This window comes from Tateyamaria sp. GN1-10, from assembly GCF_055693845.1.
This window is the reverse complement of sequence record NZ_JBVFUR010000004.1, coordinates 1,147,273-1,172,088: the sequence shown is the minus strand read 5'-3', so window position 1 is coordinate 1,172,088 and position 24,816 is coordinate 1,147,273. Positions and strand designations below refer to the sequence as shown.

At 57.8% G+C, this 24,816-nt stretch carries 34 protein-coding genes and 1 pseudogene; 10 read left to right on the top strand and 25 right to left on the bottom strand.

Annotated features, from left to right (window positions below; all coding sequences use genetic code 11):
- From rpsN to rpmC, 6 genes are all read right to left on the bottom strand, one after another.
- Positions 1–306, bottom strand: coding sequence for a 30S ribosomal protein S14 (gene rpsN, locus ACZ1HN_RS07530; protein WP_299210843.1), 306 nt, complete (start codon positions 304–306; stop codon positions 1–3).
- Between the two features lie 17 nt (positions 307–323).
- On the bottom strand, positions 324–887 hold the full coding sequence (gene rplE / locus ACZ1HN_RS07525) for a 50S ribosomal protein L5 (RefSeq protein ID WP_299210840.1): 564 nt from the start codon (positions 885–887) through the stop codon (positions 324–326).
- Positions 887–1,192, bottom strand: coding sequence for a 50S ribosomal protein L24 (gene rplX, locus ACZ1HN_RS07520; RefSeq protein WP_299210837.1), 306 nt, complete (start codon positions 1,190–1,192; stop codon positions 887–889). Before rplX ends, rplE begins: the two co-directional genes overlap by 1 nt.
- Positions 1,192–1,560 (bottom strand): 50S ribosomal protein L14, encoded by a 369-nt coding sequence (gene rplN / locus ACZ1HN_RS07515; RefSeq protein WP_299210834.1) that lies wholly within the window; start codon positions 1,558–1,560, stop codon positions 1,192–1,194. Before rplN ends, rplX begins: the two co-directional genes overlap by 1 nt.
- An 81-nt stretch (positions 1,561–1,641) precedes the next feature.
- Positions 1,642–1,872: a 30S ribosomal protein S17 gene (gene rpsQ, locus ACZ1HN_RS07510; RefSeq protein WP_076628854.1), complete on the bottom strand. Its 231-nt coding sequence runs from the start codon at positions 1,870–1,872 to the stop codon at positions 1,642–1,644.
- 12 nt (positions 1,873–1,884) lie between these two features.
- Positions 1,885–2,085, bottom strand: a complete 201-nt coding sequence (rpmC, locus tag ACZ1HN_RS07505) for a 50S ribosomal protein L29 (protein WP_076630311.1) — start codon at positions 2,083–2,085, stop codon at positions 1,885–1,887.
- Between the two features lie 200 nt (positions 2,086–2,285).
- On the opposite strand from rpmC, the gene ACZ1HN_RS07500 reads away from it, so the two are divergent.
- The 3 genes from ACZ1HN_RS07500 (at position 2,286) to ACZ1HN_RS07490 (ending at position 4,326) form a co-directional block, all read left to right on the top strand.
- Positions 2,286–2,699, top strand: coding sequence for a DUF6636 domain-containing protein (locus ACZ1HN_RS07500; protein WP_299751059.1), 414 nt, complete (start codon positions 2,286–2,288; stop codon positions 2,697–2,699).
- A gap of 40 nt (positions 2,700–2,739) precedes the next feature.
- Positions 2,740–3,360, top strand: coding sequence for a TIGR02466 family protein (locus tag ACZ1HN_RS07495; protein ID WP_472727033.1), 621 nt, complete (start codon positions 2,740–2,742; stop codon positions 3,358–3,360).
- Between the two features lie 108 nt (positions 3,361–3,468).
- On the top strand, positions 3,469–4,326 hold the full coding sequence (locus tag ACZ1HN_RS07490) for a delta-class carbonic anhydrase (RefSeq protein ID WP_472727032.1): 858 nt from the start codon (positions 3,469–3,471) through the stop codon (positions 4,324–4,326).
- A 200-nt stretch (positions 4,327–4,526) separates the two neighbouring features.
- On the opposite strand, the gene ACZ1HN_RS07485 is transcribed toward ACZ1HN_RS07490, so the two are convergent.
- Positions 4,527–4,715: a hypothetical protein gene (locus tag ACZ1HN_RS07485; RefSeq protein WP_299210822.1), complete on the bottom strand. Its 189-nt coding sequence runs from the start codon at positions 4,713–4,715 to the stop codon at positions 4,527–4,529.
- Between the two features lie 685 nt (positions 4,716–5,400).
- On the opposite strand from ACZ1HN_RS07485, the gene ACZ1HN_RS07480 reads away from it, so the two are divergent.
- Positions 5,401–5,970 (top strand): thermonuclease family protein, encoded by a 570-nt coding sequence (locus ACZ1HN_RS07480; protein ID WP_472727031.1) that lies wholly within the window; start codon positions 5,401–5,403, stop codon positions 5,968–5,970.
- 150 nt (positions 5,971–6,120) lie between these two features.
- Here the strand turns inward: ACZ1HN_RS07480 and ACZ1HN_RS07475 are convergent, their stop codons facing one another.
- The 6 genes from ACZ1HN_RS07475 to rplB form a co-directional block, all read right to left on the bottom strand.
- Positions 6,121–6,702: a hypothetical protein gene (locus ACZ1HN_RS07475; RefSeq protein WP_472727030.1), complete on the bottom strand. Its 582-nt coding sequence runs from the start codon at positions 6,700–6,702 to the stop codon at positions 6,121–6,123.
- Positions 6,703–6,820: 118 nt separating this feature from the next.
- Positions 6,821–7,234, bottom strand: coding sequence for a 50S ribosomal protein L16 (gene rplP, locus ACZ1HN_RS07470; protein ID WP_299210814.1), 414 nt, complete (start codon positions 7,232–7,234; stop codon positions 6,821–6,823).
- Positions 7,235–7,246: 12 nt separating this feature from the next.
- Entirely contained in the window at positions 7,247–7,954 is a 708-nt protein-coding gene (gene rpsC, locus ACZ1HN_RS07465; protein ID WP_299210811.1) for a 30S ribosomal protein S3, read from the bottom strand.
- On the bottom strand, positions 7,954–8,334 hold the full coding sequence (gene rplV, locus ACZ1HN_RS07460; protein ID WP_299210808.1) for a 50S ribosomal protein L22: 381 nt from the start codon (positions 8,332–8,334) through the stop codon (positions 7,954–7,956). Before rplV ends, rpsC begins: the two co-directional genes overlap by 1 nt.
- On the bottom strand, positions 8,331–8,609 hold the full coding sequence (gene rpsS / locus ACZ1HN_RS07455) for a 30S ribosomal protein S19 (protein WP_108838857.1): 279 nt from the start codon (positions 8,607–8,609) through the stop codon (positions 8,331–8,333). The genes rplV and rpsS overlap by 4 nt, the downstream gene beginning before the upstream one ends.
- Before the next feature lie 3 nt (positions 8,610–8,612).
- The gene (rplB, locus tag ACZ1HN_RS07450) at positions 8,613–9,455 is read right to left on the bottom strand and encodes a 50S ribosomal protein L2 (RefSeq protein ID WP_299210805.1); all 843 of its coding nucleotides are present in this window, start codon (positions 9,453–9,455) and stop codon (positions 8,613–8,615) included.
- 527 nt (positions 9,456–9,982) lie between these two features.
- Here rplB and ACZ1HN_RS07445 point away from each other — a divergent pair.
- Complete coding sequence (locus ACZ1HN_RS07445) at positions 9,983–10,189, top strand: hypothetical protein (RefSeq protein WP_299751044.1); 207 nt, start codon at positions 9,983–9,985, stop codon at positions 10,187–10,189.
- 431 nt (positions 10,190–10,620) lie between these two features.
- Here the strand turns inward: ACZ1HN_RS07445 and ACZ1HN_RS07440 are convergent.
- Positions 10,621–10,986, bottom strand: a pseudogene (locus ACZ1HN_RS07440) (hypothetical protein); the annotation flags it as partial.
- 291 nt (positions 10,987–11,277) lie between these two features.
- Between ACZ1HN_RS07440 and ACZ1HN_RS07435 the strand changes: the two are divergent.
- Positions 11,278–11,619, top strand: a complete 342-nt coding sequence (locus tag ACZ1HN_RS07435; protein WP_299210799.1) for a phasin family protein — start codon at positions 11,278–11,280, stop codon at positions 11,617–11,619.
- Positions 11,620–11,904: 285 nt separating this feature from the next.
- On the opposite strand, the gene ACZ1HN_RS07430 is transcribed toward ACZ1HN_RS07435, so the two are convergent.
- The 9 genes from ACZ1HN_RS07430 to rpsL all read right to left on the bottom strand — a co-directional run bounded on the left by ACZ1HN_RS07430 (position 11,905) and on the right by rpsL (position 18,920).
- Positions 11,905–12,201 carry a 50S ribosomal protein L23 gene (locus ACZ1HN_RS07430; RefSeq protein WP_299142461.1) on the bottom strand — a complete coding sequence of 99 codons (297 nt, stop codon included), beginning with the start codon at positions 12,199–12,201 and terminating at the stop codon, positions 11,905–11,907.
- Positions 12,198–12,815: a 50S ribosomal protein L4 gene (gene rplD, locus ACZ1HN_RS07425; RefSeq protein WP_299210793.1), complete on the bottom strand. Its 618-nt coding sequence runs from the start codon at positions 12,813–12,815 to the stop codon at positions 12,198–12,200. Before rplD ends, ACZ1HN_RS07430 begins: the two co-directional genes overlap by 4 nt.
- The gene (rplC, locus tag ACZ1HN_RS07420) at positions 12,812–13,540 is read right to left on the bottom strand and encodes a 50S ribosomal protein L3 (RefSeq protein ID WP_189371478.1); all 729 of its coding nucleotides are present in this window, start codon (positions 13,538–13,540) and stop codon (positions 12,812–12,814) included. Before rplC ends, rplD begins: the two co-directional genes overlap by 4 nt.
- Positions 13,541–13,553: 13 nt before the next feature.
- A complete protein-coding gene (gene rpsJ, locus ACZ1HN_RS07415; protein WP_108838874.1) occupies positions 13,554–13,868 on the bottom strand; it encodes a 30S ribosomal protein S10 in 315 nt (104 codons plus the stop codon).
- 154 nt (positions 13,869–14,022) lie between these two features.
- A complete protein-coding gene (gene tuf / locus ACZ1HN_RS07410) occupies positions 14,023–15,198 on the bottom strand; it encodes an elongation factor Tu (protein WP_299212396.1) in 1,176 nt (391 codons plus the stop codon).
- Positions 15,199–15,227: 29 nt separating this feature from the next.
- Entirely contained in the window at positions 15,228–15,893 is a 666-nt protein-coding gene (locus tag ACZ1HN_RS07405) for a sulfotransferase family 2 domain-containing protein (RefSeq protein WP_299211490.1), read from the bottom strand.
- 28 nt (positions 15,894–15,921) lie between these two features.
- Positions 15,922–18,039, bottom strand: a complete 2,118-nt coding sequence (gene fusA, locus ACZ1HN_RS07400) for an elongation factor G (protein WP_299211487.1) — start codon at positions 18,037–18,039, stop codon at positions 15,922–15,924.
- Positions 18,040–18,065: 26 nt separating this feature from the next.
- Positions 18,066–18,536: a 30S ribosomal protein S7 gene (gene rpsG, locus ACZ1HN_RS07395; RefSeq protein WP_189371941.1), complete on the bottom strand. Its 471-nt coding sequence runs from the start codon at positions 18,534–18,536 to the stop codon at positions 18,066–18,068.
- Positions 18,537–18,548: 12 nt separating this feature from the next.
- Positions 18,549–18,920, bottom strand: coding sequence for a 30S ribosomal protein S12 (rpsL, locus tag ACZ1HN_RS07390; protein WP_109385713.1), 372 nt, complete (start codon positions 18,918–18,920; stop codon positions 18,549–18,551).
- A gap of 379 nt (positions 18,921–19,299) precedes the next feature.
- Here rpsL and ACZ1HN_RS07385 point away from each other — a divergent pair, with 379 nt between their 5' ends.
- Together ACZ1HN_RS07385 and ACZ1HN_RS07380 are read left to right on the top strand one after the other, a co-directional pair.
- Positions 19,300–20,109: a heparin lyase I family protein gene (locus ACZ1HN_RS07385; RefSeq protein ID WP_472727029.1), complete on the top strand. Its 810-nt coding sequence runs from the start codon at positions 19,300–19,302 to the stop codon at positions 20,107–20,109.
- A gap of 21 nt (positions 20,110–20,130) precedes the next feature.
- On the top strand, positions 20,131–20,937 hold the full coding sequence (locus tag ACZ1HN_RS07380) for a putative rhamnosyl transferase (protein WP_472727028.1): 807 nt from the start codon (positions 20,131–20,133) through the stop codon (positions 20,935–20,937).
- Here ACZ1HN_RS07380 and ACZ1HN_RS07375 read toward each other — a convergent pair.
- Positions 20,926–21,792, bottom strand: a complete 867-nt coding sequence (locus ACZ1HN_RS07375; RefSeq protein ID WP_472727027.1) for a DMT family transporter — start codon at positions 21,790–21,792, stop codon at positions 20,926–20,928. The two genes, ACZ1HN_RS07380 and ACZ1HN_RS07375, sit on opposite strands and share 12 nt — an antisense overlap.
- A 179-nt stretch (positions 21,793–21,971) precedes the next feature.
- Here ACZ1HN_RS07375 and ACZ1HN_RS07370 point away from each other — a divergent pair, with 179 nt between their 5' ends.
- Together ACZ1HN_RS07370 and ACZ1HN_RS07365 are read left to right on the top strand one after the other, a co-directional pair.
- The gene (locus ACZ1HN_RS07370) at positions 21,972–22,301 is read left to right on the top strand and encodes a hypothetical protein (RefSeq protein ID WP_472727026.1); all 330 of its coding nucleotides are present in this window, start codon (positions 21,972–21,974) and stop codon (positions 22,299–22,301) included.
- Positions 22,302–22,416: 115 nt separating this feature from the next.
- On the top strand, positions 22,417–23,682 hold the full coding sequence (locus tag ACZ1HN_RS07365) for an MFS transporter (RefSeq protein WP_472727025.1): 1,266 nt from the start codon (positions 22,417–22,419) through the stop codon (positions 23,680–23,682).
- A gap of 70 nt (positions 23,683–23,752) precedes the next feature.
- Here ACZ1HN_RS07365 and ACZ1HN_RS07360 read toward each other — a convergent pair whose 3' ends face one another.
- Positions 23,753–24,754: a LacI family DNA-binding transcriptional regulator gene (locus ACZ1HN_RS07360; protein ID WP_472727024.1), complete on the bottom strand. Its 1,002-nt coding sequence runs from the start codon at positions 24,752–24,754 to the stop codon at positions 23,753–23,755.
- Positions 24,755–24,816: the final 62 nt, after the last annotated feature.

Sequence of the window (24,816 nt, the reverse complement as noted above, 5' to 3'; positions counted from 1 at the left end):
TTACCAGCTCGATTTCACCATGCCGGGGATCTGGCCTTGCGAGCCAAGGTCCCGCAGCGCGATCCGGCTGATCTTCAGCTTGCGATAATACGCATGCGGACGACCGGTCAGCTGGCAGCGGTTGTGAAGGCGCGTGGCCGAGCTGTTGCGGGGCAGTTTTGCCAGCTTCAGCGAGGCGCGGAAACGCTCTTCCATCGGTTTGGTTTCGTCGCTGATGATTGCTTTGAGCTCGGCACGCTTTGCGGCGTACTTTTTCACCAGCTTCTCGCGCTTCACTTCGCGCGCGATCATGGATTTTTTAGCCATATCTTTTTCCTCTGCGCTTACGAGTTGAAGGGCATGTTGAAATGCTTCAGCAAGGATTTTGCCTCGGCATCGGTTTCGGCAGTCGTGGTGATCACGATGTCCATCCCCCAAGTTTCGTCGACCTTGTCGAAGTCGATCTCGGGGAAGACGATGTGCTCTTTCATGCCCATGGCATAGTTGCCACGGCCATCAAAGGAGCTACCGGACACGCCGCGGAAGTCGCGGACGCGGGGCAGCGCGATGGTGACCAGACGGTCCAGGAATTCATACATGCGGTCGCCGCGCAGGGTGACTTTGGCACCCAAGGGCATGTCCTCACGCACCCGGAAACCCGCGATGGATTTCTTGGCTTTCGTGGTCAATGCCTTTTGACCGGCGATGGCGGTCAGGTCTTCCTGTGCGGATTTGGCTTTCTTGCTGTCACGGACAGCTTCAGCACCGCAACCGATGTTCAGAACGATCTTGTCCAGACGCGGGATCTGCATGTCGTTCTTGTAGCCGAATTCCTCTTTCATGGCAGCGCGGATGCTGTCCTTGAACTGGGCCTTCAGGCGCGGGGTGTAGTTTGCTGTGTCAAGCATCAGATCACGTCCCCTGTTGTCTTGGCAAAGCGCACTTTCTTGTCGCCGTCCATTTTGAAACCAACGCGGGTGGGTTTGCCATTCGCGTCCAGCAGGGCCAGGTTGCTCAGGTCGACAGGCATCGCTTTGGGGATGCGGCCGCCTTGGCTTTCCTGGCTTTGACGTGTGGCGCGGATCGCGATGTTCACACCATCAACGACTGCTTTGTTGGCAGATGGGTTCACGGAAGAAATGGTGCCTTCCTTGCCCTTGTCCTTGCCCGTAAGCACGACGACCTTGTCGCCTTTTTTCAGTTTCGCAGCCATCAGAGCACCTCCGGAGCAAGCGAGATGATTTTCATGAAGTTCTTGCCGCGCAGCTCACGAACGACGGGCCCAAAGATACGGGTGCCGACGGGCTCGTTGTTGTTATTCAGAATAACAGCTGCGTTGCGGTCGAAGCGGATGGCGGTGCCATCTTCACGACGCACTTCTTTGGCGGTGCGTACGACGACGGCCTTGCGGACGTCACCTTTCTTTACGCGACCACGTGGGATGGCTTCCTTGACCGACACGACAATGACGTCGCCGACGGATGCGTATTTACGCTTGGAACCACCCAGAACCTTGATGCACTGAACGCGGCGCGCGCCGCTGTTGTCAGCAACATCCAGGTTTGTCTGCATCTGGATCATTTGGTGTCTCCCGACCTTTGGGGGGCTGATGCGTTCGCCTGATCCCCAGGGTTTCGATTAATGCGCGAAAGCGCTGGGGGCTTAGGCCTCCAGCACCTCCCAGCGTTTTGTCTTCGATTTCGGCGCGCATTCAATGATGCGAACGGTGTCACCGACCTTGAAGGCATTCTGTTCATCGTGCGCCCGGTACTTCTTGGACTTACGAATGGTCTTTTTCAGAACCGGGTGCGTAAAGCGGCGCTCGACGGACACGGTGACTGTTTGTGCGTTTGCGTCGGAGGTCACGACGCCAGACAGGATACGCTTAGGCATTTCGTGCTCTCCTTATTCGGCCGCTTTGGCGGCTTGTTCGTTGAGGATCGTCTTGACGCGCGCAGCGTCACGACGGACCGATCGCAGACGCGCCGGGTTCTCAAGCTGACCTGTGGCCTGCTGGAAACGCAGGTTAAAGGCTTCTTTCTTCAGATTTGCCAGCTCATCACGCAGCTGGTCCGGGGTTTTATCCCGAAGTTCCTGGGCGTTCATCGCCATTTTCCTTTTCAACATCACGAGGGTGCCGCCAAAGACGTGACACCGATTCCCGTGGAGTGGGTGAATAGAGAGGCCGTATAGGACCATTGATCAACGCTGGCAAGCGCCTGACGAAGGATTTTCCGGAGTATTGACCGTTGATCCATTCTCGTCATGGTGTTTACGTTGACACACATCACGTCAAGGAGCGGGCCTTGTCCAGTCGTATTGCATTTGTACTTTTGATTTTGAGCACCTTACCAGCCCATGCCGATGTCTGGTCTTTTGAAACACCGTCCGAGAATATTCAGTGTTCGGTCGGGCAGGAAGTGAACTTTTCCGACATCTATTGCACCATCATCGAACGCGGCGGCCCCTTGGCGCACCCACGCCCGTCTGGCTGCACCGCGTCAGGGTGGGGACACATCTTCCTGATGGGCAATCGCGGACCGGTATCGATGGATTGTCGCCCTCTGGATCGAAACAGAGACGCACAGTCACAGGCCGACTACGGTGTAACGGGAACGTTCGGCGGCATCACCTGCACCTCCGAACGGACGGGCCTGACCTGCCGCAACGAGGACGGGCACGGATTTTTCCTGTCACGCAGGTCGCAACAGGTCTTTTGAGCCTCTCGCGTTCATGCCTTGGCCGCGGTAGAAGCCGGGCATGAGCACAATCACATCCCTCTTCACCACCCGTCTCTATCACGCGCGCCTCTCCGAATTTGACCCCAAGGTCGACCCGGACGAGCTGGAACAACACTGCTACGCCATCGCCGAGGATGACGAGGCAGGCCACGACTGGTGTGAGGCCGAAGGCTATCCCGGCTACACCTCCTATGCCTCGCTCGACGACCTGCCCTGGCGCTTCCCAATCTTCGCCGATCTGGTCAAGGCGCTCGACGCACACGTCGCGGCGTTCGCCAAGGAACTGGCCTTCGATCTGGGCGACAAGGCCCTGAAGCTCGACAGCATCTGGATCAACATCCTGCCCGAGGGCGGCATCCACACCGGTCACATCCACCCCCACTCCGTCATCTCCGGCACGACCTACGTGGCGATGCCCGACGGCACCAGCGCGCTGAAACTCGAAGACCCGCGCCTGCCAATGATGATGGCCTCACCGGGCCGCACCAAGGACGCGCCCGAGGATTTGCAGCAGTTCCACTACGCCAAACCATCCGTGGGCGATGTGCTGCTCTGGGAAAGCTGGCTGCGGCACGAGGTGCCCATGAATATGGCCGAGGACGAACGCGTGTCGGTCAGCTTCAACTACGGCTGGGAATAGGATCACGAAACTGTCAGCCCAAATCCCGCACATGCGCTGGCCGCAACCGTAGGTCGAGCATATCCTCCGACAAGCAACACATTACATTGTTTTCGAAGGACGACCTTTATGCCCCTATCGCGCTTTGCCCTGTCAACAACAGCCCTGCTTGTTTCACCCGCCCTGCTTCTCGCAGAAGATGCTCCCGTCAGCGATGACGTGATCGCCGCCCAACGCGCAGCCCTGGCAGCCGAGACTGCGGGCAAGGGGTACGGCCCACAGGCACCGCGCGACCTCAACACGCTGACCGGCAACAATGCCCGCACATTCGAGACCGCGCCCGCACACACACAAATGAACCTGTGCAACATCCACTTCCACGAAGGGGCCGAGCATTCGGGCGGTGAATTCACCACCTATATCGGCAACGGCGATGGCAAGGGCTACAACACCGGCTTTGCTTATGACGGCGAACTGACCGAGGCCGAACTGGCCCCCGTCGACTACCCCGTCGGACCGGTGGGCAAGAACGGCGCGCTGGAACCGGGCGACACGATCGAAGTCCACTACGTCCACACCACGGCGCTGGTCGAACCCGGCCCCACCCTCGCCTCCTGCCTGAGCGAGGCGATCATCAACCCGCAGCTGCGCGTGGAAACGCAGGTGTTCGTGCTGGTGAATGACGAAACCGCCGCCGATTTCGTGGACCTGACCGAGGTCGGCATGGTGGACGGCTACCATCAGGCGCTGAACATCCCCTCCGATACCGGCACGCCCATCACCTATGCCGGGTCAACCACCGGCCCCAGCTACAACGAGAAAGGCTCGCCCATCCAGGTGTCCTGGAGCATCCGACCCCAAGTGCAAAAGGTCCATATCGGCAGCATCGCGGCATGGTTTGCGGACAATATCTTTGATGAGCGCAAAGGGCACGGCGTGCGCAATCTGGTGATCAACCCGGACCTGATCTCGAACATCGACAGTTAAGGTTGGGATGGCGGACCACAGGTCCGCCTTACTTTCTGTAGCGCGGTTTTGGGATAACCTGTCCTGCAATGCGCATGCGGTCCATACTGGCAGCACGGCCGCACGTTGCAGAGAAAAACGATCCGTACCGTCGAACCTTGGATGGAAGTGATCGGCGAACCGGAATGCATCCATGGCCGATGCTGAATCCCGTAAGTGCCCTATTTCGGCGTCTCGGCTGCCTTCTTGGCCGCCTTTTCCTCTTTCGTCAGTTTGTTGCCCCACTGATTGTTGGACAGGCCCAGCCCGTCCGGCATCGGCTTGGTCTTGCCCTTTTTGACCTCCCCGCCCTTGTCGAGGAACGCTTTGATCAGGTCTTCGTCGGTGGTCGGCTTGGGGACGTGTTTCATGGTCTGAGCCTCTCGATGCTGTTGAGAACACCTTAACGGCATCGCGGCGGATAGCTACCGCCAGACTGAGGAAACATTTTCTGTTCACATAGCGATGCGACGAACGCCAAAGGGAAGGTGGATTTAAGAGCCGACCAAGTGACAGTTTCAGCCGAGCATGTGCAGAAACCGAGGGATGATCGGCCACAATGTACCAAGCCGCGCCACCGACAGGCCACGGTCTGTCGATCCCAGTGATGCGCTGTCGTTTCCACGTTTTCAGACATGTATGCGAAAAACTCTATTCATCGCAGCACCAAGCCCCGCCATCGGCAGGCCACGGTCTGTCGACCCAACCTCTGTTCTGCAACGCTTTATGGCAGCCAAGCACATCTTCGATCCGAGCGACGCGCTGACATCACCCAATCGACAGGCCCGGGCGTGGCCTGTCCCTTCTCGGCAGATTTGGCGCTGCCAAATCACCTGTCAGGCTATGGATGGCGCGGCGGCCTTGATTCCGCGCTGGGATGAAGGCGCAAATGTGGCATTAAGGCAGTAGCGATTACGATAAGGATCAATCGCTGTTGCACTCTTTTCTCTTTCTGCTCACGTTAGGCGTAGACATCGTATTTAGATTTGAATGTATTTGTATTTTGCGTTTCAGTCAGTAAATGCGTCAGCATCTAATTAATGAAGGAAATATTTTTTGGAAGTTTTATTGATCATTCCTGTTTTAGGTGCGCTCTTTTGGGGTACACTTAGATTATATCGTCAAGGGCAGGTCGATGATACACCTTCAGCGCCGGCACCGACGAAACGTGCCCACATTTCAGCGAAACCAACCAAACAGAAACCTTCTCGCCCAATACGCGTAACATCGGGCGTTGAACATAATCCTCCTCCAGAAATCCCTGCATCTCGTCAGCTTAATGGCAAAGCTTACGTCATCGACGGTGACACAATTGTCGTTCAAAAAATCAAGGTGCGTTTAGCAGGTATTGACGCACCCGAGCTTGATCAGCCTTGGGGGCAAAAATCAAAGTGGGAAATGGTCAAGATTTGCAAAGGTCAAAATATCCGCGTCGAGTTGACCGGAGACACGTCTTATGACCGGCTGATTGGCACATGTTACTTGCCAGATGGCCGAGATATCGGTGCGGAAATCATCAAGGCCGGTTTGGCTTTGGACGGTGGTCATTTTTCTAAAGGTAAGTACCGCCACTTAGAGCCGGACGGCATCCGCAAAAAACTACGCAACTATGGAAGATGGCGCTAAATCTCCCAAAGAACAAAAACCCGACGCTCTCACCCTGGGCTCTGAATTCTCACCGTAGAGCGGGCTTCATCCCGCCACCACGTCACAAAACGTCCGGAGCAATTACGAGCGCCTTGATCGGCAGCTTCAAACGAACAACCCAAGCTCAGGTCAATCCAGCCACAACCAGTTTTCGTTGGACCTTATCCGCTTCTCCAGCTCGTCCCAACGCGCGGTGTACTCGCCCTCCAAATCAATTCGCCGCGCAAAACAAACGTCCTCCAGAAGCTCACTCTTTTTATCAATCGTGGCTATCAACCCTGAGGGCCATTCATGATCCAACAGGTCAAAATCCTCCAACATGAACTTCAGCAAAAATCGACGAATGTCTTCGTCCTTTGGCGCAAGCCTGAAACTCTCCTTCAGAAAGTCCGTTCTATGGGTCTCCGGATCGCCCACGTGCAACAGGTTCTGGTACAGTCGCCCCAGCCAAAACGCTCCCCTGGGATTGCCAGCACTGCGCCAACGAACAAGTGTCGGATAAACGAGCTCAGCAAAAATCTCGTGTCGGATCCTGTCGCAATCCACCGGAAGCCGCGTCAAATACGCATGAACCCAACGGCCAATTTCGTCCGATGACTGAAAGCTATCGATGAACAGGCCAATGCTGGTCTTTGCACGATCCTTGAAACCGGCTTCCAGATTTTGCGAATACTCATGCCAGTGGCGAAGTTCTATATCCAGATAAAACATCGCTGAACACAAAAAGAAAACCCCCGACACTCTCGTGCTGGGGGTTCTCAATTTCTAACGTGTGCCACCCTCATGCATTTGCCTTTGGCAAATACCCTGCCGCGCACTCAGAGAAGATTTACCAATCTTCTCTGACAATCACGCGTGTCTTGATCGGCAGCTTCATCGCCGCCAGACGCAACGCTTCGCGGGCCACATCATCATTCACACCGTCGATCTCGAACATCACGCGGCCGGGTTTGACCTTGGCCGCCCAACGGTCGACCGAGCCCTTACCTTTACCCATCCGCACTTCGATCGGCTTGGCGGTCACTGGCACATCAGGGAATATCCGGATCCAGACCCGGCCCTGACGTTTCATGTGACGCGTCATCGCACGACGTGCAGCTTCGATCTGACGGGCGGTGACCCGCTCGGGCTGCAGCGCCTTCAGGCCGTAGGTGCCAAAGTTCAGGTCGGACCCGCCCTTTGCCTTGCCCTTGATCGAGCCTTTGAACTGCTTACGGAACTTCGTACGCTTTGGTTGAAGCATCTCTACTCTCCTTTAGCGACGGCCACCGGCACCACGTGGGGCCGGACCGTCCTGGAGTTCTTGTGCCTTGCGGTCACGCGCAGCGGGGTCGTGTTCCATGATCTCGCCTTTGAAGATCCAGGTCTTGATCCCGATGATGCCATAGGCGGTTTCGGCCTCGACATGTGCGTAATCGATGTCGGCACGCAGGGTGTGAAGGGGCACACGGCCCTCACGGTACCACTCGGTGCGGGCAATCTCTGCCCCACCCAGACGACCAGCAACGTTCACGCGGATGCCCAGGGCACCCATACGCATGGCGTTCTGCACGGCGCGCTTCATGGCACGACGGAAGGACACACGACGTTCCAGCTGCTGCGCGATGGACTCGCCCACGAGGGCTGCGTCCAGCTCGGGCTTGCGCACTTCAACGATGTTGAGGTGCAACTCGCTGTCGGTCAGCTTGGCCAGCTTCTTGCGCAGGCCTTCGATGTCCGCACCTTTCTTGCCGATGATGACACCAGGACGTGCTGTGTGGATCGTCACGCGGCACTTCTTGTGTGGACGCTCGATGATCACGCGAGCCACACCGGCCTGCTTGCACTCGGTCTTGATGAACTCACGGATTTTCAGATCTTCCAGCAGAAGATCACCGTAATCCTTGGTGTCGGCATACCAGCGGCTGTCCCAGGTGCGGTTCACCTGCAGGCGCATGCCAATCGGATTGACTTTGTTACCCATCAGGCTTGCTCCTCGACTTGACGCACTTTGATCGTGATTTCAGCGAACGGCTTCATGATCTTGCCGAAACGGCCGCGCGCCCGGGGGCGCCCACGCTTCATGGTCAGGTTCTTGCCAACCCAGGCTTCCGCGACGATCAGCTCGTCAACGTCCAGGTTGTGGTTGTTTTCAGCATTGGCGATGGCCGATTGCAGGCACTTCTTGACGTCCTGCGCGATCCGCTTTTTCGAGAAGGTCAGGTCCGTCAGGGCCTTGTCGACTTTCTTGCCACGGATCATCTGGGCAACCAGGTTCAGCTTCTGCGGAGACGTGCGCAACATGCGCGTCTTCGCCATCGCCTCGTTGTCCGCCACGCGGCGTGGATTCTTATCCTTGCTCATTTGCGTTTCGCCTTTTTGTCAGCGGCGTGACCGTAATAGGTCCGCGTGGGCGAATATTCCCCGAACTTCTGGCCGATCATCTCTTCGGACACGTTCACGGGAATATGCTTGTGGCCGTTATACACACCAAAGGTCAGACCCACGAACTGGGGCAGAATGGTGGACCGACGGGACCAGATCTTGATGACTTCGTTGCGACCGCTCTCGCGTGCCGCTTCCGCTTTCTTCAGCACATAGCTGTCGACAAACGGGCCTTTCCAGACTGAACGAGACATATCTTAACGCCCCTTCTTCTTGGCGTGACGCGAGCGGATGATCAGCTTTTGCGACGCTTTGTTCTTGTTGCGGGTACGGGCACCCTTGGTCGGCTTGCCCCATGGGGACACAGGGTGACGACCACCCGAGGTCCGGCCTTCACCACCACCATGGGGGTGATCGATCGGGTTCATAACGACACCACGCACAGACGGGCGAATGCCCTTGTGACGCATGCGGCCCGCTTTACCGTAGTTCTGGTTGCTGTTGTCGGGGTTCGACACGGCACCCACGGTGGCCTTGCACTCCTGGCGGACCAGACGCAGCTCGCCCGAGGACAGGCGGATCTGAGCATAACCACCATCGCGACCCACGAACTGGGCGTAAGTACCAGCGGCACGCGCGATCTGACCACCCTTGCCGGGCTTCAGTTCGATGTTGTGTACGATTGTCCCGATGGGCATCCCCGAGAACGGCATGGTGTTGCCGGGCTTGATGTCTGCCTTCATGCTCGAGATGATCTTGTCCCCGACGGCCAGACGCTGCGGAGCGAGAACATATGCCTGCTCGCCGTCTTCGTATTTCACCAGCGCGATAAACGCGGTCCGGTTGGGGTCATATTCGATGCGTTCGACCGTGGCCGCCACATCCATCTTGTTCCGACGAAAATCGACGATCCGATACAGACGCTTTGCGCCCCCGCCTTTGCGGCGCATCGTGATCCGTCCGGTGTTGTTGCGGCCACCATTCTTGGTGAGACCTTCGGTCAGCGCCTTGACGGGGCGCCCCTTCCACAGCTCCGAACGGTCGATCAGAACCAGCCCACGCTGGCCCGGCGTCGTCGGCTTATACGACTTGAGTGCCATGTTACTGTCTTCCGTTTTGCTAAACGACGGTCGGCTCAAAGCCACCGCCTATGGTTATAGGCCCCCGAAGGTGCCCGGATAGTCTGCCCGCAGGGTGGGCTTCAGCCCGCCAAACGAACAACAGCAAAGCCCCGGACGAATCCGGGGCCTTGCGGATGGGGTCTGTTACGGCAGGCAATGGGTGGGGTCAACCCGTAGGGTGGGCATTCTGCCCACCATCCAACGCACACAACTGGGCGAACCCGGAGCCGGACGCGCGCCTGCCCCCTCTCGGCAGATTGTCCACAGGACAATCGCCTGCCGGGCAATGGTGGGCTGGCGCAACACCATCTGAACGACACACTTTATGGCAGCCAAGCACATCCCCAGATGTCCACGGGCAGCGCACGGGTGACATAGCGCCAGCCCGCCAGGACGGTCAGGCGCTCGCCCGGCGCCTGCGGCTTGATTCCGGGCGGGTGCGATCATTCAGAAACGTCCGCACTGCGGGACTTTTGTACCAACAACAGTTTGACTATGATCCCACTATGAAGATGCTTTACTACTCTGCAATCTTGTTCGCCATAATTTGTCTTTCTTTGGCGGCATTGAACACTTACGACTTCTTGTATCGCGATGATTTACCTTGGAAAGAGGGTGATTTCAAAGCGGTCATGTTGCTTTGCATTGGAGGCGTAACCGTCTTCAGTTTGATCGCATTGCTGTTGCGCCATGCGGTAGAAATCAAAAACTGAGCAAGTATAGGTAAGGGCTCGAAGCGGTAATCAACGCGCCCCCTATAGCTGGCCCGAAACAAAAAAAACGACTGTTTACGCGGCCAGAGCTTTCAATTTTCGTTGTAGCGTGGGACCAACCCCGCTGCGAGTCACAGCCCGGTCGTCATGTCGATTGTGTTGCCTACTTCCAGTGTTACCTAGGTCTTCTTCACGTCCTTCCGCTTGCCCACCTTACCGCGGAAACGCTGCGCCCCCAAACGGTCCAGATCAATTCCCTCCCTCCACAAACCCGCTACTCTGCCCGCAGACCTCCCACTAAAGGACACCCCATGACCGCCGCCCTAGCGGCCTGCAACTCTGTCGCCGCCCAAGCGTGGATGGAGATCACAACCGAATGCACGCGCTTTGCCATGAACCGGGTGCAAAAGGACTTCGCCGCGCAGCCCTTCAAAATGCGCCTTGGCTTCGTCCGGTTTACCCGCTGCAATAGCCAGCAAACCACCCACGGCACAAAACCCGATCGGGAACATCGTGAAGACACCAAATCCAAAGGCGTGATACATCAATCCTGCTGCTGCCAGCAGAAACAATCCCCCCCACAATGCCCTGATCTTCGCCATGGCACCTCCGGCGATGGCCAGCAATGGGGCGACAAAGCTGCTGATGCGCACCAGTTGTTCATTGTCAAAGGTGCCAAACACCTCCCCGACCTCACCGTGGGCACGCACAACCTCGCTATAGCCATAGCCGAAAAAGCCGACGACCATCGCGATCAATCCACCAATGATCCCAAGCACAAGCGCTGCATTCCGCATAGTGTTCCCATCTCCAAACTGTACCGGAGTGATATATACTTCCGTCAGGCAAACAAAAGCCACGGCCGCATACCCTGCTTGCGCCTTCCCAACGCCGGCCGTGCGCGGTTGGACACCTGCACCCATCAGTGACCAGCTTTGAATTGGGCTTGGTTGGCGGCTTGCGAACCGACCGAGGCCGTGAGCTTGCCCCCTCGCACAGCCAACAGATCGCGCCAAAACGATCCAGATCAATGCGCCCCCCCACAAACCCGCTACACTGTGCCCATACCTTGCAGCAAAGGACACCCCATGCCCAAATCCACACCGCCCAAGATCAGCCCCGCCCCCATGGCCGCCGCCTTGACGGCCTTCAACCCGGCCACCGCGCAAGCGTGGATGGAGATCACAACCGAATGCACCCGCTTTGCCATGGACCGGGTGCAAAAGGACTTCGCCGCGCAGCGCGCCATGATGGCCTGCACGTCTCCCACCGAACTGATGACGCTGCAATCCAGCTATTGCCGGGACGCGGCACAGGAATACGCGGATCAGGCCACCCGAATGGTCGAAATGATGACCAAAGCCACCGCACAGGTGACCGAAGGCATCGCCTCCCCCACCTCTCGCAAATATGACGACATCCCGCTCTGAGATCAGGCCCCCGCCTGTCCCAAGGCCCGCGCGTTCCCCTGCGCCATAGGGCGGGGTTCACCCCGCCTCGCCCGGGCCAATGCTCCATCGGACGTCAATCACCGAGGTGTCCGCAGCCCCCTGCGTCCAGCCCCAAACCGTTAAAACTCCCCTAACCCGCCGCTGTAACCCATTGATTTCGCGTCACCCACTTTCTGTCCCAGCATGGGACACGAAAAAACCCCGACCGCTCACGCAGCCGGGGTTCCCATTTTTCCGTAGGGTGGGCAATCTGCCCACCACCGATCAAAGACCGGTCGATACGTCGATCGTGTTGCCTTCTTCCAGCGTCACATAGGCCTTTTTCACGTCCTTCCGCTTGCCCAACTGGCCGCGGAAACGCTTGACCTTACCCTTGGTGATGGTCGTGTTCACGGCCTTCACCTTCACACCAAAGAGCGCCTCAACGGCCTCCTTGATCATGGGCTTGTTGCTGTCCATCGCCACTTCAAAGACCACCGCGCCGTTCTCGGACGTCATGGTCGCCTTTTCCGTGATGATCGGCTTGCGGATCACGTCGTAATGTTCTGCCTTGGCACTCATTTCAAACGAGCCTCCAGTGCTTCGACACCCGCTTTCGTGATCACCAGGATGTCACGCTTCAGGATGTCATATACGTTTGCACCCATCGTCGGCAGGATATCCAGACCTTCGATGTTGCGCGATGCTTTCAGGAAGTCTTCGTTGACCGAAGCCCCGTCAATCACCAGCGCACGCTTCCAGCCCAGGTCCTTGACCTGCTTGGCCAGAGCGGCGGTTTTGCCAGCCGATGCTGCATCCTCGATGATCACCAGCTCGCCTGCCTTGGCCTTCGCCGACAGAGCGTGCTTGAGACCAAGCTTGCGGAACTTCTTGGGCAGGTCGTGGCCGTGCGAACGTGGCGTTGGACCCTTGTAGATACCACCCTTGCGGAAGATCGGCGCATTGCGGTCACCATGGCGTGCGCCGCCGGTGCCCTTCTGGCGATAGATCTTCTTGGTCGAGTAGCTGGTTTCCGAGCGCGTCTTGACCTTGTGGGTGCCAGCTTGCGCGTTGTTGCGCTGCCAGCGGACCATGCGGTGCAGAATATCGGCGCGGGGCTCAAGACCGAACAGGTCCTCGCTCAGCTCGACAGATCCGGCTTTGCCGCCGTCCAGTTTGATCACGTCAAGTTTCATGCTTCACCACCTTCCGCGGGAGCTTCTTCCGCCGGTGCTTCGGTTACAGCCGCCGATTTCAGCGCAGCCGGAAACGGCACGCCATCGGGCAGTTTCTTCTTCACGGCATCCTTGACCGTCACCCAGCCGCCTTTGGAGCCAGGTACAGCGCCCTTGATCATGATCAGGCCGCGATCTGCGTCCGTCTTCACGACTTCCAGGTTCTGAGTGGTCACGCGGGCCGCACCCATGTGGCCAGCCATCTTCTTGCCTTTGAACACCTTGCCGGGGTCCTGACATTGGCCGGTCGAGCCGTGCGAACGGTGGCTGATCGACACGCCGTGCGAGGCGCGCAGACCACCGAAGTTGTGGCGTTTCATGGCACCGGCAAAGCCTTTACCGATGGATGTGCCGGATACGTCGACCTTCTGACCTTCCAGGAAATGCTCGGCCGAGATTTCCTCGCCCACACCAATCAGGTTGTCTTCAGTGACGCGAAACTCAACGAGCTTTCGCTTGGGTTCGACCTTCTGGGCTGCAAAGTGACCGCGCATCGCCTTCGAGACGCGCTTTACTTTGGGGCTGCCGGCACCAAGGGTCACGGCCGTGTAGCCATCCTTGTCCGAGGTCCGGTTGCCCACAACCTGCAGACCGTCCAGTTGAAGAACGGTCACAGGGATCTGCTTGCCGTCTTCCATGAACAGCCGGGTCATACCGACTTTTTTTGCGAGAATTCCAGAGCGCATATTCATACCCTCCTTACGATTGCAGCTTGATCTCGACATCCACACCAGCGGCAAGGTCGAGCTTCATCAGCGCGTCCACGGTCTGGGGGGTCGGATCAACGATGTCGAGCAGACGCTTGTGCGTGCGGATCTCGAACTGGTCACGGGATTTCTTGTCAACGTGCGGACCGCGCAGAACAGTGAACTTTTCGATCTTGTTCGGCAACGGGATTGGGCCGCGCACGGACGCACCGGTACGTTTGGCGGTGTTGACGATTTCCTGTGTGGACGCATCCAGCACACGATAGTCAAACGCCTTCAGCCGAATGCGAATGTTTTGGCTTTGAATGGCCATTTTCGTGTTCCCTTACTCGGGCTTCCAACGGAGAGGAGGAGCATCGACCACCGACACCCCTCGTCGCGTCTTGTTTTTCTGTGTGGGCGGGGGTCTGACCCCGCCTCACGGGTGGCATGGCGGGATCAAACCCCGCCCTACCGCACGATTAGTCAGTGATTTTGGACACGACGCCGGCGCCGACGGTGCGGCCGCCTTCGCGGATCGCGAAGCGCAGGCCCTGCTCCATCGCGATTGGCGCGATCAGCTCAACACCAAACGATACGTTGTCGCCAGGCATCACCATCTCGGTGCCCTCAGCCAGCTGAACCGTGCCCGTCACGTCCGTTGTACGGAAGTAGAACTGCGGACGGTAGTTGGCGAAGAACGGCGTGTGACGGCCACCCTCTTCCTTGGTCAGGATGTAGGCTTCGGCCTCGAACTTCGTGTGCGGGTTCACCGAACCGGGCTTACACAGCACCTGGCCGCGCTCAACCGCTTCACGGTCGATCCCGCGCAGCAGCGCACCAATGTTGTCGCCCGCTTCACCACGGTCCAGCAGCTTGCGGAACATTTCCACGCCTGTGCAGGTCGTTTTCTGGGTGTCCTTGATGCCGACGATTTCGATCTCGTCGCCAACATTGATCACGCCACGCTCAACACGACCGGTCACAACCGTACCACGGCCAGAGATCGAGAACACGTCTTCAACCGGCATCAGGAAGGGCTGGTCAATCGCACGTTCAGGCGTCGGGATGTATTCATCCACAGCCGCCATCAGCTCACGGATCTTGTCTTCGCCGATGTTGGCGTCACGGCCTTCCATCGCCGCCAGCGCGGAACCCGCGATGATGGGCGTGTCGTCGCCGGGGTATTCATAGGTGTCCAGCAGTTCGCGGACTTCCATTTCAACCAGTTCCAGCAGCTCTTCGTCGTCGACCTGGTCCACTTTGTTCATGAACACGACGATCTTCGGGATGCCAACCTGGCGGCCCAGCAGAATGTGCTCGCGGGTCTGGGGCATCGGGCCGTCAGCCGCGTTCACAACCAGGATCGCGCCATCCATTTGCGCCGCACCGGTGATCATGTTCTTGACGTAGTCGGCGTGGCCGGGGCAGTCGACGTGGGCGTAGTGGCGCGCGTCGGTCTCGTATTCCACGTGCGCGGTCGAGATCGTGATCCCGCGCGCTTTCTCTTCCGGCGCGCCGTCAATCTGGTCGTACGCCTGGAAGTCACCAAAATACTTCGTGATCGCCGCCGTCAGCGTCGTCTTGCCATGGTCAACGTGGCCAATCGTGCCAATGTTAACGTGCGGCTTCGTACGTTCAAACTTTTCCTTTGCCATGATGGCCTCCTTTTACTTTCCCGATGCAGTCAGCTGACTGCAAATGTGTTTTCTTTCGCGGTCAAAAAATCCCCGAAAATATCGTAGTCCCGTGCGTAGATCTGCTTGATCCGATCAAGGGTCTGTCCAGAAATACTGCGTTCCTTCAGGTCCCGCCCGCCGGTTTGCTCATGCGGGATTTCAGGCAACGTCCCGATCCGTTCACGGAGCATCGTCCAAAATTCCGACAGATCAGCAGAGTCGAAAATGCGGGTGTAACGGTCAGCACGCCCGCCCAGGAAACGTTCCATCGGCAGGCTGTGATGCTTGATCTTGTCAGACAGCTCCCGATACCGGTGCAAATGCGCCACGAACGTTCCAAACGAAGGCCGCATTGTTACGCCCTTCTCATGATCTTCGTCCGTGAGGGGCAGTTTATCCAGCTCTCCCAAGTGCAGAACACGATTGGAATGGCACGACAAAAGCCGTTCGACGGGGTCACGAATGACGGCGAACACGGCATTTTTCCAGTTCACCATATCGCGGTCAAACTTGAACATGCGGGACTGATACAGGTGATGGATCTGTCGACGGCGGCTGTTGGTGAAAAAGGGTTTGAACGGGTACCCGTTCTCAATCTCGAACGCCACGTGCTTAATCGTCGTGCTGGCCCCTTTCGGGACCAACATGATCGATAATTTATATTTGTTAAGCACGACAGCCACCAAACCGTTCCCTAGCTGATCAAGCGTATTTCGCCTGGATCTCGTCGCTGATGTTCTGCGGCACGGGATCGTAGTGGTCGAATTGCATGGTAAACTGGGCGCGGCCTGACGACATCGAACGCAGTGTGTTGATGTAGCCGAACATGTTGGCCAGCGGCACCATCGCATCGATAGCGATGGCGTTGCCGCGGTTCTCCTGGCCCGACACCTGGCCCCGACGCGATGTCAGGTCACCGATGATACCACCGGTGTATTCTTCAGGCGTGATGACCTCGACCTTCATGATCGGTTCCAGCAGCTTGGCGCCAGCCTTCTTCATGCCTTCGCGCATACCCATGCGGGCCGCGATTTCAAAGGCCAGAACGCTGGAGTCAACGTCGTGGAACTTACCGTCGATCAGGGCAACCTTGAAGTCGATGACGGGGAAGCCCGCCAACGGACCACTGTCCATGACCGAGTTGATGCCTTTTTCAACACCGGGGATGTATTCCTTCGGCACGGCACCGCCAACGATACGGCTCTCGAACGAGTAACCTTCGCCGGGCTCTGTCGGGGTGATGATCATTTTCACCTCGGCAAACTGACCGGACCCACCCGACTGTTTCTTGTGGGTGTAGGTGTGCTCGACCTCGTGACCGATGGTCTCGCGATACGCCACCTGCGGTGCACCGATGTTCGCCTCAACCTTGAATTCGCGCTTCAGACGATCAACGAGGATGTCGAGGTGAAGTTCGCCCATACCCTTCATGATGGTCTGACCGCTTTCGAGGTCAGTTTCCACGCGGAAGGACGGATCTTCGGCGGCCAGACGGGCCAGCCCCTGAGACATCTTCTCCTGGTCACCCTTGGTTTTGGGCTCAACCGCGATTTCGATCACCGGATCGGGGAAGTTCATCGTTTCCAGAATGACGGGGTCATTCTTGTCGCACAGCGTGTCACCGGTTGTGGTGTTCTTCAGACCACCCAGCGCGATGATGTCACCCGCAAAGGCTTCGGTGATCTCGTCCCGGTCGTTCGAGTGCATCATCATCATACGACCAACGCGCTCGTTGTTGCCCTTGGTCGAGTTCAGCATCGAGTCGCCCTTCGACAGGGTGCCCGAATAAACGCGAACGAAGGTCAAAGAGCCCACAAAGGGGTCGTTCATGATTTTGAACGCGAGACCCGAGAACGCCATGTCATCGTCCGCACGGCGGGCAATGTTACGCTCTTCGGTTTCGTCACCGGGTTTGAAGCCCATGTAATCAACAACGTCCAGCGGGCTGGGCAGATAATCGATCACGGCGTTCAGCAGCGGTTGCACACCTTTGTTTTTAAAGGCCGAGCCACCCAGAACTGGAACAAAGTCCAGCGCCAGCGTGCCCTTGCGCAGCAGTTTGCGCAGCGTGGGAACGTCGGGTTCGTTGCCTTCAAGGTAGGCTTCCATCGCGTCGTCGTCTTGCTCGACGGCGGCTTCGATCATCTTCTCGCGCCATTCGGCGGCCATGTCAGCCAAGTCAGCGCGGATGGGCGCTTTGATCCAGGACGCGCCCAGGTCTTCACCCTGCCACAGCCACTCTTCCATGGTCACGAGGTCGATCAGACCTTCCAGCTCGGTCTCTGCACCGATCGGGATACCGACGGGCACCGCACGTGCACCAGTGCGGTCTTCGATCATGTTCACGCAGTTGAAGAAGTCAGCGCCGATCTTGTCCATCTTGTTGACGAAGACCATGCGCGGCACCTTGTAGCGGTCAGCCTGACGCCACACGGTTTCGGTCTGCGGCTCAACGCCAGCATTGGCGTCCAGAACACAGACAGCGCCGTCGAGGACCGCCAGCGAACGCTCAACTTCAATTGTGAAGTCCACGTGGCCGGGGGTGTCGATGATGTTCAGGCGGTGCTTTTCAGTTTCGGCGGTCTGGCCGTCCTCGGTGCGTTCCCAGAACGTGGTGGTCGCAGCCGACGTGATGGTGATGCCGCGTTCCTGCTCTTGCTCCATCCAGTCCATGGTGGCCGCACCATCGTGCACCTCACCGATGTTGTGGGACTTGCCTGTGTAGTACAGGATGCGTTCCGAACATGTGGTCTTGCCGGCATCGATGTGAGCCATGATGCCGAAGTTGCGGTAGCGGTCGAGCGGATATTCGCGTGCCATGGGGCTGCTTCCTCAGGGTGTCTGGATTACCAACGGTAGTGGCTGAACGCTTTGTTGGCGTCGGCCATCTTGTGCGTGTCTTCACGCTTCTTCACGGCAGTACCGCGCGACTGTACAGCGTCGAGCAGTTCACCGGCGAGGCGTTCTTCCATCGTGTTTTCGTTGCGGCCGCGGCTGGCTGTGATCAGCCAACGGATAGCCAACGCTTCGCGGCGCTCGGGACGAACTTCAACAGGCACCTGGTAGGTGGCACCACCGACGCGGCGCGAACGCACTTCGACGGACGGCTTGATGTTGTCCAGCGCTTCGTGGAACACTTCCACGGGTGCGCGCTTGATTTTGCTCTCAACGCGATCAAGCGCGTTGTAAACAATACGCTCGGCAGTCGATTTCTTTCCGTCCAGCATCATGTTGTTCATGAATTTGGTCAGCACCTTATCACCATACTTGGCGTCGGGCAGGACTTCGCGTTTCTCGGCGGCGTGACGACGTGACATCTGCTGCTCTCCTTATTTGGGGCGCTTGGCGCCGTATTTCGAACGACGTTGCTTACGATCTTTGACGCCCTGGGTATCCAGAACACCGCGCAGGATGTGGTAACGCACACCAGGAAGGTCTTTGACACGACCGCCGCGGATCAACACAACCGAGTGCTCTTGCAGGTTGTGGCTCTCGCCGGGGATGTAGCTGATGACCTCGTAACCATTGGTCAGGCGCACCTTGGCAACCTTCCGCATGGCCGAGTTCGGCTTCTTAGGTGTGGTGGTGTACACACGGGTGCACACGCCGCGCTTCTGAGGGTTGCCCTCAAGGTGCAGCGACTTCGAGCGTTTTACTTTGGGCTGCCGCGGCTTGCGGATCAGCTGTTGGATCGTTGGCATTGCAGGTTCTTTCCCCGTCTCATCAACACATGTGTCATGCGGGTCCAACCCGCGGTTTCAATTCCATCGCTGCCTGTGCGTCCACAACAGCGCAAAAACCGCAATCGCTCCTGTCGAAGGGGCGACGCGGTGGGTTTCCAGAGGATCGGGCCAATGCAGGGGCCGGATCGTGTCCACTTAAGTTTTGATTTCGGTGCCGGGGCGACCCCCTTGCCGAGATAGCGCGCGTATATGGCGAGTCTCTGAGGGTGTCAACAGGGCGGCCGACCGTGAGATAGGGCACATTGCCGAATTCCAACTCTCACGGATCGGCCCCTTTCACTGGACAGGTCCGCGAGATGGCCGCTAGACCTTGAGGCAATAGTATTTCGGACGAAAAATGAAACTCTTATCGCTTTTTGGGCTGCTCTGCCTCACCCTCACCGCTTTCACCCTACCCGCCCCGGTCGACGCCCAGCGTCTGCCCGTCGAACGCAGCATGAAACAGAACACCACCAAGCACGGCTTTGCAAAGGTCAAAGGTAATGCACGGTTGGGCAAACGCGCGCAGCGTTTCGAAGTGCGAGCAGGTGATTGTGGTTGGGACGATGGCTGGAGCGATTGCGACAATGACCGGGAACGATCCGAGCTTTACGTCAAGAAGGACTGGCGTGCGGGCACGGACCAATGGATTGGATTCTCCATCTATCTGCCGCCGGATTTCAAGACCAGTTCACGCGTCCGCACAACAGTGGGTCAGGTCAAGATGAAGGGCGGCCCGACCGGCTTTACCGGCGGCTTCCCGTCCGAGCCGGGCGTGTTCCAGATGGAGATGCTGGGCGACCGCTACTTCCTGCGTGTGCACGTGCTGTCCGGCCCGTTCGACAACGTGCGCAATGACATCAAGGACTACAACCTTGCCTCCATCCGTGAGTTGCGCGGCAAATGGACAGACTTGGTTGTGCGCGTGAACACCAAGACGGCACCCGGCACCATCGAAGTGTACAAGAACGGAACGCGTGTGGCGGCGCATAATTACAATCAGAACTATGCGCCCAAGGCGTATTACTTCAAATATGGCATCTACCGGTCTTTCGTCAGTCAGCACCGTGGACCCATGCCAACACAAGTGGTGTATTTTGACGAGGTGCGAATGGGGCGCAATTATGAAAAGGTCGCTGTCGACGCTCAACGCCGAGCAGTCGACTGAGCAAAGAGGCACAACCAGACCATGCAGATCATCGGGCTCTGCCGCTTTTCCTACCCCGCCATTGGCGGGTTCCAGGTAGGCCATGAAACGATCGAAGATCGTATGGCCTATCTCTGGGCGCGCGACCGGCTCGAAGAACGGTTCCGCCTTCTTGAAACGATGGCCCTGCCCTGCTTGCGCGCACAAACAGATCAGGATTTTGACCTTCTGATCCTGATCGGTGATCAGTTTCCCAAGGAACATCGCGACCGGTTGCATGATCTGACGTCAGACATAAAACAGGTACAGATCATAGCCGAGCCACCCCATCCCAGCCGCGAGATGTCCAAGGCATTGCTGAACAATGCCCGCCGCAACCCCTCGAACCCGTGCATCCAGTTCCGGCACGATGATGATGACGCATGTGCCGTCGACTTTATCGAGAAGCTGCGCGAGGCGGCCAAGGACGCGCGCCCCCTGACAAAGAAACACAAGACCATCGGATTGGACTGGAACCAGGGATATGTCGCCGAGGTTGGAGCAGATGGCATTTCAGCGACGCAGATCTACCGCGCGTTCTATGTGTCGGCCCTGGGGATGTACATTCAGGGGGACTGCAAGTTGACGATCCACAACTTCATGCATGAACGGATCCCGCAATTCATGCCGTGTATCACCTATGCCGACCCGGACATGTTTGTTCGCACGCACAACGGATACAATGACAGCCGTCAGAAAAAGGTCAAACCGGTGCCGGTCGACCCGCTGACACCACAGCAGGAACAACTGTTCCGAGATCGTTTTGCCGTGGATATTGACCACGTGCGCAACGTGTTCTCAGCGCGCTGACAGCTTACGCTCGCGATAAAGGGTGAACAGACCAGTCGCCACCACAATGGCGGCCCCCACCAAGGTCAGAGACGACGGCCAGTCACCAAATACCAACCAACCAAGAACCAAGGCCCACACAAGGCCGGTATACCTGAACGGTGCGATAAAGCTGATTTCGCCCACACGCATCACCTGTACGGAAAAGAAGTAGCCGCCGATGATAAAGACCGATGCGCCACAGATCAGCAGGCCAAGGCGCATATCGATGGGCACCCATTCCGTAGTGGTCGAGGCAACACCGGCAAAGGCAGTAACGGTCAGTGCGGCCACCCAAGTTACCGTCATAGACGGCACATGCACCGACAATCGACGCGCCGCCAAGTCGCGCACCGTGATACACAGCACCGCGATCAGGGCATAAACTGACCACAGTGAAAAACCTTCCGCCCCCGGTCGCACGATCAAGAGCATCCCCATAAAGCCCAGAAGGATGGCCGACATACGGCGCCAACCCAATGGTTCTCGAAAAAACAGGGCTGCCCCAACTGCGACCGTCAAAGGCAAGACCTGCAGGATCGCGGTCACATTCGCCAGCGGCATATTCAGAAGCGCCGTTATGAAGAAGTAGGCGGCGCCCACCTCTGCCACCGATCGCACCGCGATCAATGCCCAGTCCTGCGCCCCAATGCGAAAGTGGATCCTTCCCAGCCACCGGGCCATACACAGGATCAACAATGACGACAGTACACCCCGGATGACCAACAGCTGCATCAGCGGCACCGCGCCATCCGTTAGCTTGATCAACGTATCATTGATCGTGAACGACGCCATGGACGCCATCATCAAGAGCGCGCCGATTGTGTTGGGGGACATCAGGACCTGCCGGATCAATTCTTCGACACGCTAGCGTTCAGCCACGGTGAAGACCAGAGCGAAACCAGACAGACAACGGGCCGCCGGTCGGCGTCCTGTTGCGTATCTCATGTCTAGCTGACTTGTGAAACACCCAAATCATACTAAATCAATCAGGTATTTAGCAACATGAGGATCATATGCGTCTCTTTCTGTCTTTGGCGATCGCCATCGGCATCGCAACTCCGGCACTGTCCGACGTTGTACCCATCGCCAGTATGCAACGTGGCCAGACCGCCACTGTCGAAGGCTTTGTAGACAAGTTTTTTGACAGCGATGAAATCCGGCTGCGCGATGAATCTGGCACGGTGCGTGTGTACCTTGGGCCGCAAATGATTGACCTGAAAAGCGGCGAACGTATCCGTGTGTCGGGTGTCCTCGACAATGATCTTTTTCTGAACGAATTTTACGCGCGCGAGATCACGCGCGAGAACGGGGAAAACATAACCATTCGTCACGAGTACGAGTGATTTCCGAGCGGTTTCTGCTTCACAGCCGCAAGCAAAAACAAGGCACCCATTTGGGGCTTGACCTCAAGTTCACTTAAACCCTTACACATGGTCCATCGCTTGTAACGAGGTGACCATGTCCAAGCCCAACCGTCTGCCCCGTTTCATTGCCGCGAGCGGCATGACAAATCTGGCAGATGGCATTGCCGTGGTTGTATGGGCGTGGATCGCTTCGCTGCTCAGCCGCGATCCGCTTTTGATTGCGCTCATGCCCATTGCACTGCGACTGCCGTGGTTCCTGTTTGCCCTGCCTGCCGGAGTGGTGACGGACCGCGTGGATCGCAGGAAGCTTATTCTGGGCATGGACGTTCTGCGCGCAGTTGCCTTTGCATCCGCCACGATCCTGGTCTGGACCGCGTCCCCACTGGCACCAGCGCCGAACGACGGAACATCGGACCCATTTCTTTTTTATGCTCTCCTCGCCTGTGCGCTGCTTGTGGGCACGGCCGAGGTCTTTCGGGATAATGCCGCTCAAACCATGCTGCCGGCCCTTGTGCCGCACGATCAACTTGAAAAGGCTAACGGTCGGCTCTGGAGTGTTGAACTGGTTGGCAATTCGCTGCTTGGCCCCGCGCTCGGCGCCTTTCTGATCGCCGCCGTGGTCTGGGCGCCTTTTTCAATGAATGCCGTCATGTTTGCGCTCGCCGCACTGCTCATCCTGACGCTGCCGGGCAGCTTCAGACCATCACGCACACATCAGAGTTCGCTGCGCGCTGATCTGGCGGAAGGTGTGGGCTTTCTCCGGGCGGCGCCTTTTCTTCAGGTGCTTGCTGTGATCACCGGTGTTTGGAACCTCCTGCATCAGATGGTCGTGATCGCACTCATTCTGCACGTGCAAGAGAACCTGGGGATCGGGGCCCAAGGCTACGGGCTCATCCTTGCCGCAGGCGCAGTCGGCGGAATTGCCGGAGGCGTGGTGGCGGACCGGGTGGTGAAAGTCATTGGTCAGAACAAGGCCGCCCAGTGGATGACACTGGCGTCGGCAGTGGCCTTTGCCATCATCCCATTTGCACCGAACGGCTATGTGCTGGCTCTGGTACTGGCCCTGTTCGAATTCACCGGCTTGATTTGGAATACGGTGTCTGTCTCTTACCGCCAGCGGTACATTCCTGATGCTTTGCTTGGACGTGTAAACAGCATCTATCGCCTGCTGGCCTGGGGCATGATGCCCATCGGCTTGCTGCTGTCCGGGCTGGTCGTGGGCATGGCTGAAGAGACAATACCGCGTTCACTTGCACTGATATCACCCTTTGTTTTGGCAGCAGCCGGGGCGGCTCTCTTGACGGTGTGCGCATGGAGACCGTTGGGGCGTGGCTTTCAACCGATGAACCAGTCCGACTAGACGGGTAGTATGCGTCGCTGCACAGCACTCAGCGATACGCGCAAAACGGTCGGTTACCGATGCAGGACCGTTAAGTCAGCAGCGCCACTGACCCACGCTCGATGATGCGCGCGGTCAGGTGTTGGCTTTGCATCGGCGCGTCGGTTTCAAGGCATTCCACGATGTGGGTGCCCACAGCTTCCCCCATGCCAGACGCAGGCAGGTCGATGGTCGTGAGCGGCGGCACAACGGCCTCCGCCCAATCGAGGTTGTCAAACCCCATAACCGACACGTCTTGCGGGATTTGTTTGCCTACGTCTGCGCAAGCAAAGTAAGCGCCTAACGCAAGCACGTCGGAAAAACACAGATATGCGGAGTACCCTCCACCATCCGCCAACCGGTCACCAACGCAGGCTTTGCCCCCCGCCACACTCAATGGCGTTTCGAAGAAATCCAGCGTATCGAAAAGGCCGCGCAATGCCCGCGCACCATCCCGGCGCGCCACTGTCCTGTCGCTTTCAGCAAGCGGCCCATGGACGACTGCCACATTTCTGTGCCCATTGGCGTGCAGATGCCGCAAAGCTTGGGCTGCCAAATCGGCATTGTCATATCCCACGGTAGGTTGCTCACAAAGCGGATCCCAGACGGACGTATAGACGTAAGGCACTTGTCGCTTGGCCAACATATCCAGGAGTAATTTGGAATGCGTCTGACCGCTGAGAATGAAAGCATCCGCGCCCATCCCCAACAGCTTGCGGGCTGCCGCCAATTCCTCTGCCTCATCGGCATTCGAGATCGCAAGAACCAGGGAATAGCCATGCAGGCCGAGCGTCCGTTCGATGGCTGAAATGAACTTGGCAAAGACCGAATGCTCAATTGTTGGGATAATGGCGGCCACCACTCTGCTCCGGCGCGTTGACAGCGCGCGAGCCGCCGGATTGGGTAGATAGTCAAGACGGCTACACGCATCTAGCACAAGCTGCCGGGTCTTTTCGCTGACCTTCGTGTCACCATTCACGACACGGGAGATCGTCGCCGTGGATAACCCGGTGTCCCGTGCCACATCTCTGATACTTGCCGCGATTTTTGCCACGATAATCCCCCTCCTCCGCACCAGATGCTTGACCAAAGCGATTCTGCAAGTGTTCAAATGTA

Excerpts from the sequence above, each read along its gene's own strand:
- ACZ1HN_RS07495 (WP_472727033.1), top strand. The coding sequence starts at position 2,740 with ATGAGCACAATCACATCCCTCTTCACCACCCGTCTCTATCACGCGCGC.
- ACZ1HN_RS07370 (WP_472727026.1), top strand. The coding sequence starts at position 21,972 with ATGCGTCTCTTTCTGTCTTTGGCGATCGCCATCGGCATCGCAACTCCG.
- ACZ1HN_RS07490 (WP_472727032.1), top strand. The coding sequence starts at position 3,469 with ATGCCCCTATCGCGCTTTGCCCTGTCAACAACAGCCCTGCTTGTTTCA.
- rpsC (WP_299210811.1), bottom strand. The coding sequence starts at position 7,954 with ATGGGTAACAAAGTCAATCCGATTGGCATGCGCCTGCAGGTGAACCGC.
- rplE (WP_299210840.1), bottom strand. The coding sequence starts at position 887 with ATGCTTGACACAGCAAACTACACCCCGCGCCTGAAGGCCCAGTTCAAG.
- ACZ1HN_RS07385 (WP_472727029.1), top strand. The coding sequence starts at position 19,300 with ATGAAACTCTTATCGCTTTTTGGGCTGCTCTGCCTCACCCTCACCGCT.
- rplD (WP_299210793.1), bottom strand. The coding sequence starts at position 12,815 with ATGAAACTTGACGTGATCAAACTGGACGGCGGCAAAGCCGGATCTGTC.
- rpmC (WP_076630311.1), bottom strand. The coding sequence starts at position 2,085 with ATGAACGCCCAGGAACTTCGGGATAAAACCCCGGACCAGCTGCGTGAT.
- rplC (WP_189371478.1), bottom strand. The coding sequence starts at position 13,540 with ATGCGCTCTGGAATTCTCGCAAAAAAAGTCGGTATGACCCGGCTGTTC.
- rplP (WP_299210814.1), bottom strand. The coding sequence starts at position 7,234 with ATGCTTCAACCAAAGCGTACGAAGTTCCGTAAGCAGTTCAAAGGCTCG.
- ACZ1HN_RS07380 (WP_472727028.1), top strand. The coding sequence starts at position 20,131 with ATGCAGATCATCGGGCTCTGCCGCTTTTCCTACCCCGCCATTGGCGGG.
- ACZ1HN_RS07435 (WP_299210799.1), top strand. The coding sequence starts at position 11,278 with ATGCCCAAATCCACACCGCCCAAGATCAGCCCCGCCCCCATGGCCGCC.
- rpsL (WP_109385713.1), bottom strand. The coding sequence starts at position 18,920 with ATGCCAACGATCCAACAGCTGATCCGCAAGCCGCGGCAGCCCAAAGTA.
- ACZ1HN_RS07375 (WP_472727027.1), bottom strand. The coding sequence starts at position 21,792 with ATGTCCCCCAACACAATCGGCGCGCTCTTGATGATGGCGTCCATGGCG.
- ACZ1HN_RS07475 (WP_472727030.1), bottom strand. The coding sequence starts at position 6,702 with ATGTTTTATCTGGATATAGAACTTCGCCACTGGCATGAGTATTCGCAA.
- rpsG (WP_189371941.1), bottom strand. The coding sequence starts at position 18,536 with ATGTCACGTCGTCACGCCGCCGAGAAACGCGAAGTCCTGCCCGACGCC.
- rplV (WP_299210808.1), bottom strand. The coding sequence starts at position 8,334 with ATGAGCAAGGATAAGAATCCACGCCGCGTGGCGGACAACGAGGCGATG.
- rpsS (WP_108838857.1), bottom strand. The coding sequence starts at position 8,609 with ATGTCTCGTTCAGTCTGGAAAGGCCCGTTTGTCGACAGCTATGTGCTG.
- ACZ1HN_RS07430 (WP_299142461.1), bottom strand. The coding sequence starts at position 12,201 with ATGAGTGCCAAGGCAGAACATTACGACGTGATCCGCAAGCCGATCATC.
- rplX (WP_299210837.1), bottom strand. The coding sequence starts at position 1,192 with ATGGCTGCGAAACTGAAAAAAGGCGACAAGGTCGTCGTGCTTACGGGC.
- rplN (WP_299210834.1), bottom strand. The coding sequence starts at position 1,560 with ATGATCCAGATGCAGACAAACCTGGATGTTGCTGACAACAGCGGCGCG.
- ACZ1HN_RS07365 (WP_472727025.1), top strand. The coding sequence starts at position 22,417 with ATGTCCAAGCCCAACCGTCTGCCCCGTTTCATTGCCGCGAGCGGCATG.
- rpsN (WP_299210843.1), bottom strand. The coding sequence starts at position 306 with ATGGCTAAAAAATCCATGATCGCGCGCGAAGTGAAGCGCGAGAAGCTG.
- ACZ1HN_RS07485 (WP_299210822.1), bottom strand. The coding sequence starts at position 4,715 with ATGAAACACGTCCCCAAGCCGACCACCGACGAAGACCTGATCAAAGCG.
- tuf (WP_299212396.1), bottom strand. The coding sequence starts at position 15,198 with ATGGCAAAGGAAAAGTTTGAACGTACGAAGCCGCACGTTAACATTGGC.
- rpsQ (WP_076628854.1), bottom strand. The coding sequence starts at position 1,872 with ATGCCTAAGCGTATCCTGTCTGGCGTCGTGACCTCCGACGCAAACGCA.
- ACZ1HN_RS07445 (WP_299751044.1), top strand. The coding sequence starts at position 9,983 with ATGAAGATGCTTTACTACTCTGCAATCTTGTTCGCCATAATTTGTCTT.
- rplB (WP_299210805.1), bottom strand. The coding sequence starts at position 9,455 with ATGGCACTCAAGTCGTATAAGCCGACGACGCCGGGCCAGCGTGGGCTG.
- fusA (WP_299211487.1), bottom strand. The coding sequence starts at position 18,039 with ATGGCACGCGAATATCCGCTCGACCGCTACCGCAACTTCGGCATCATG.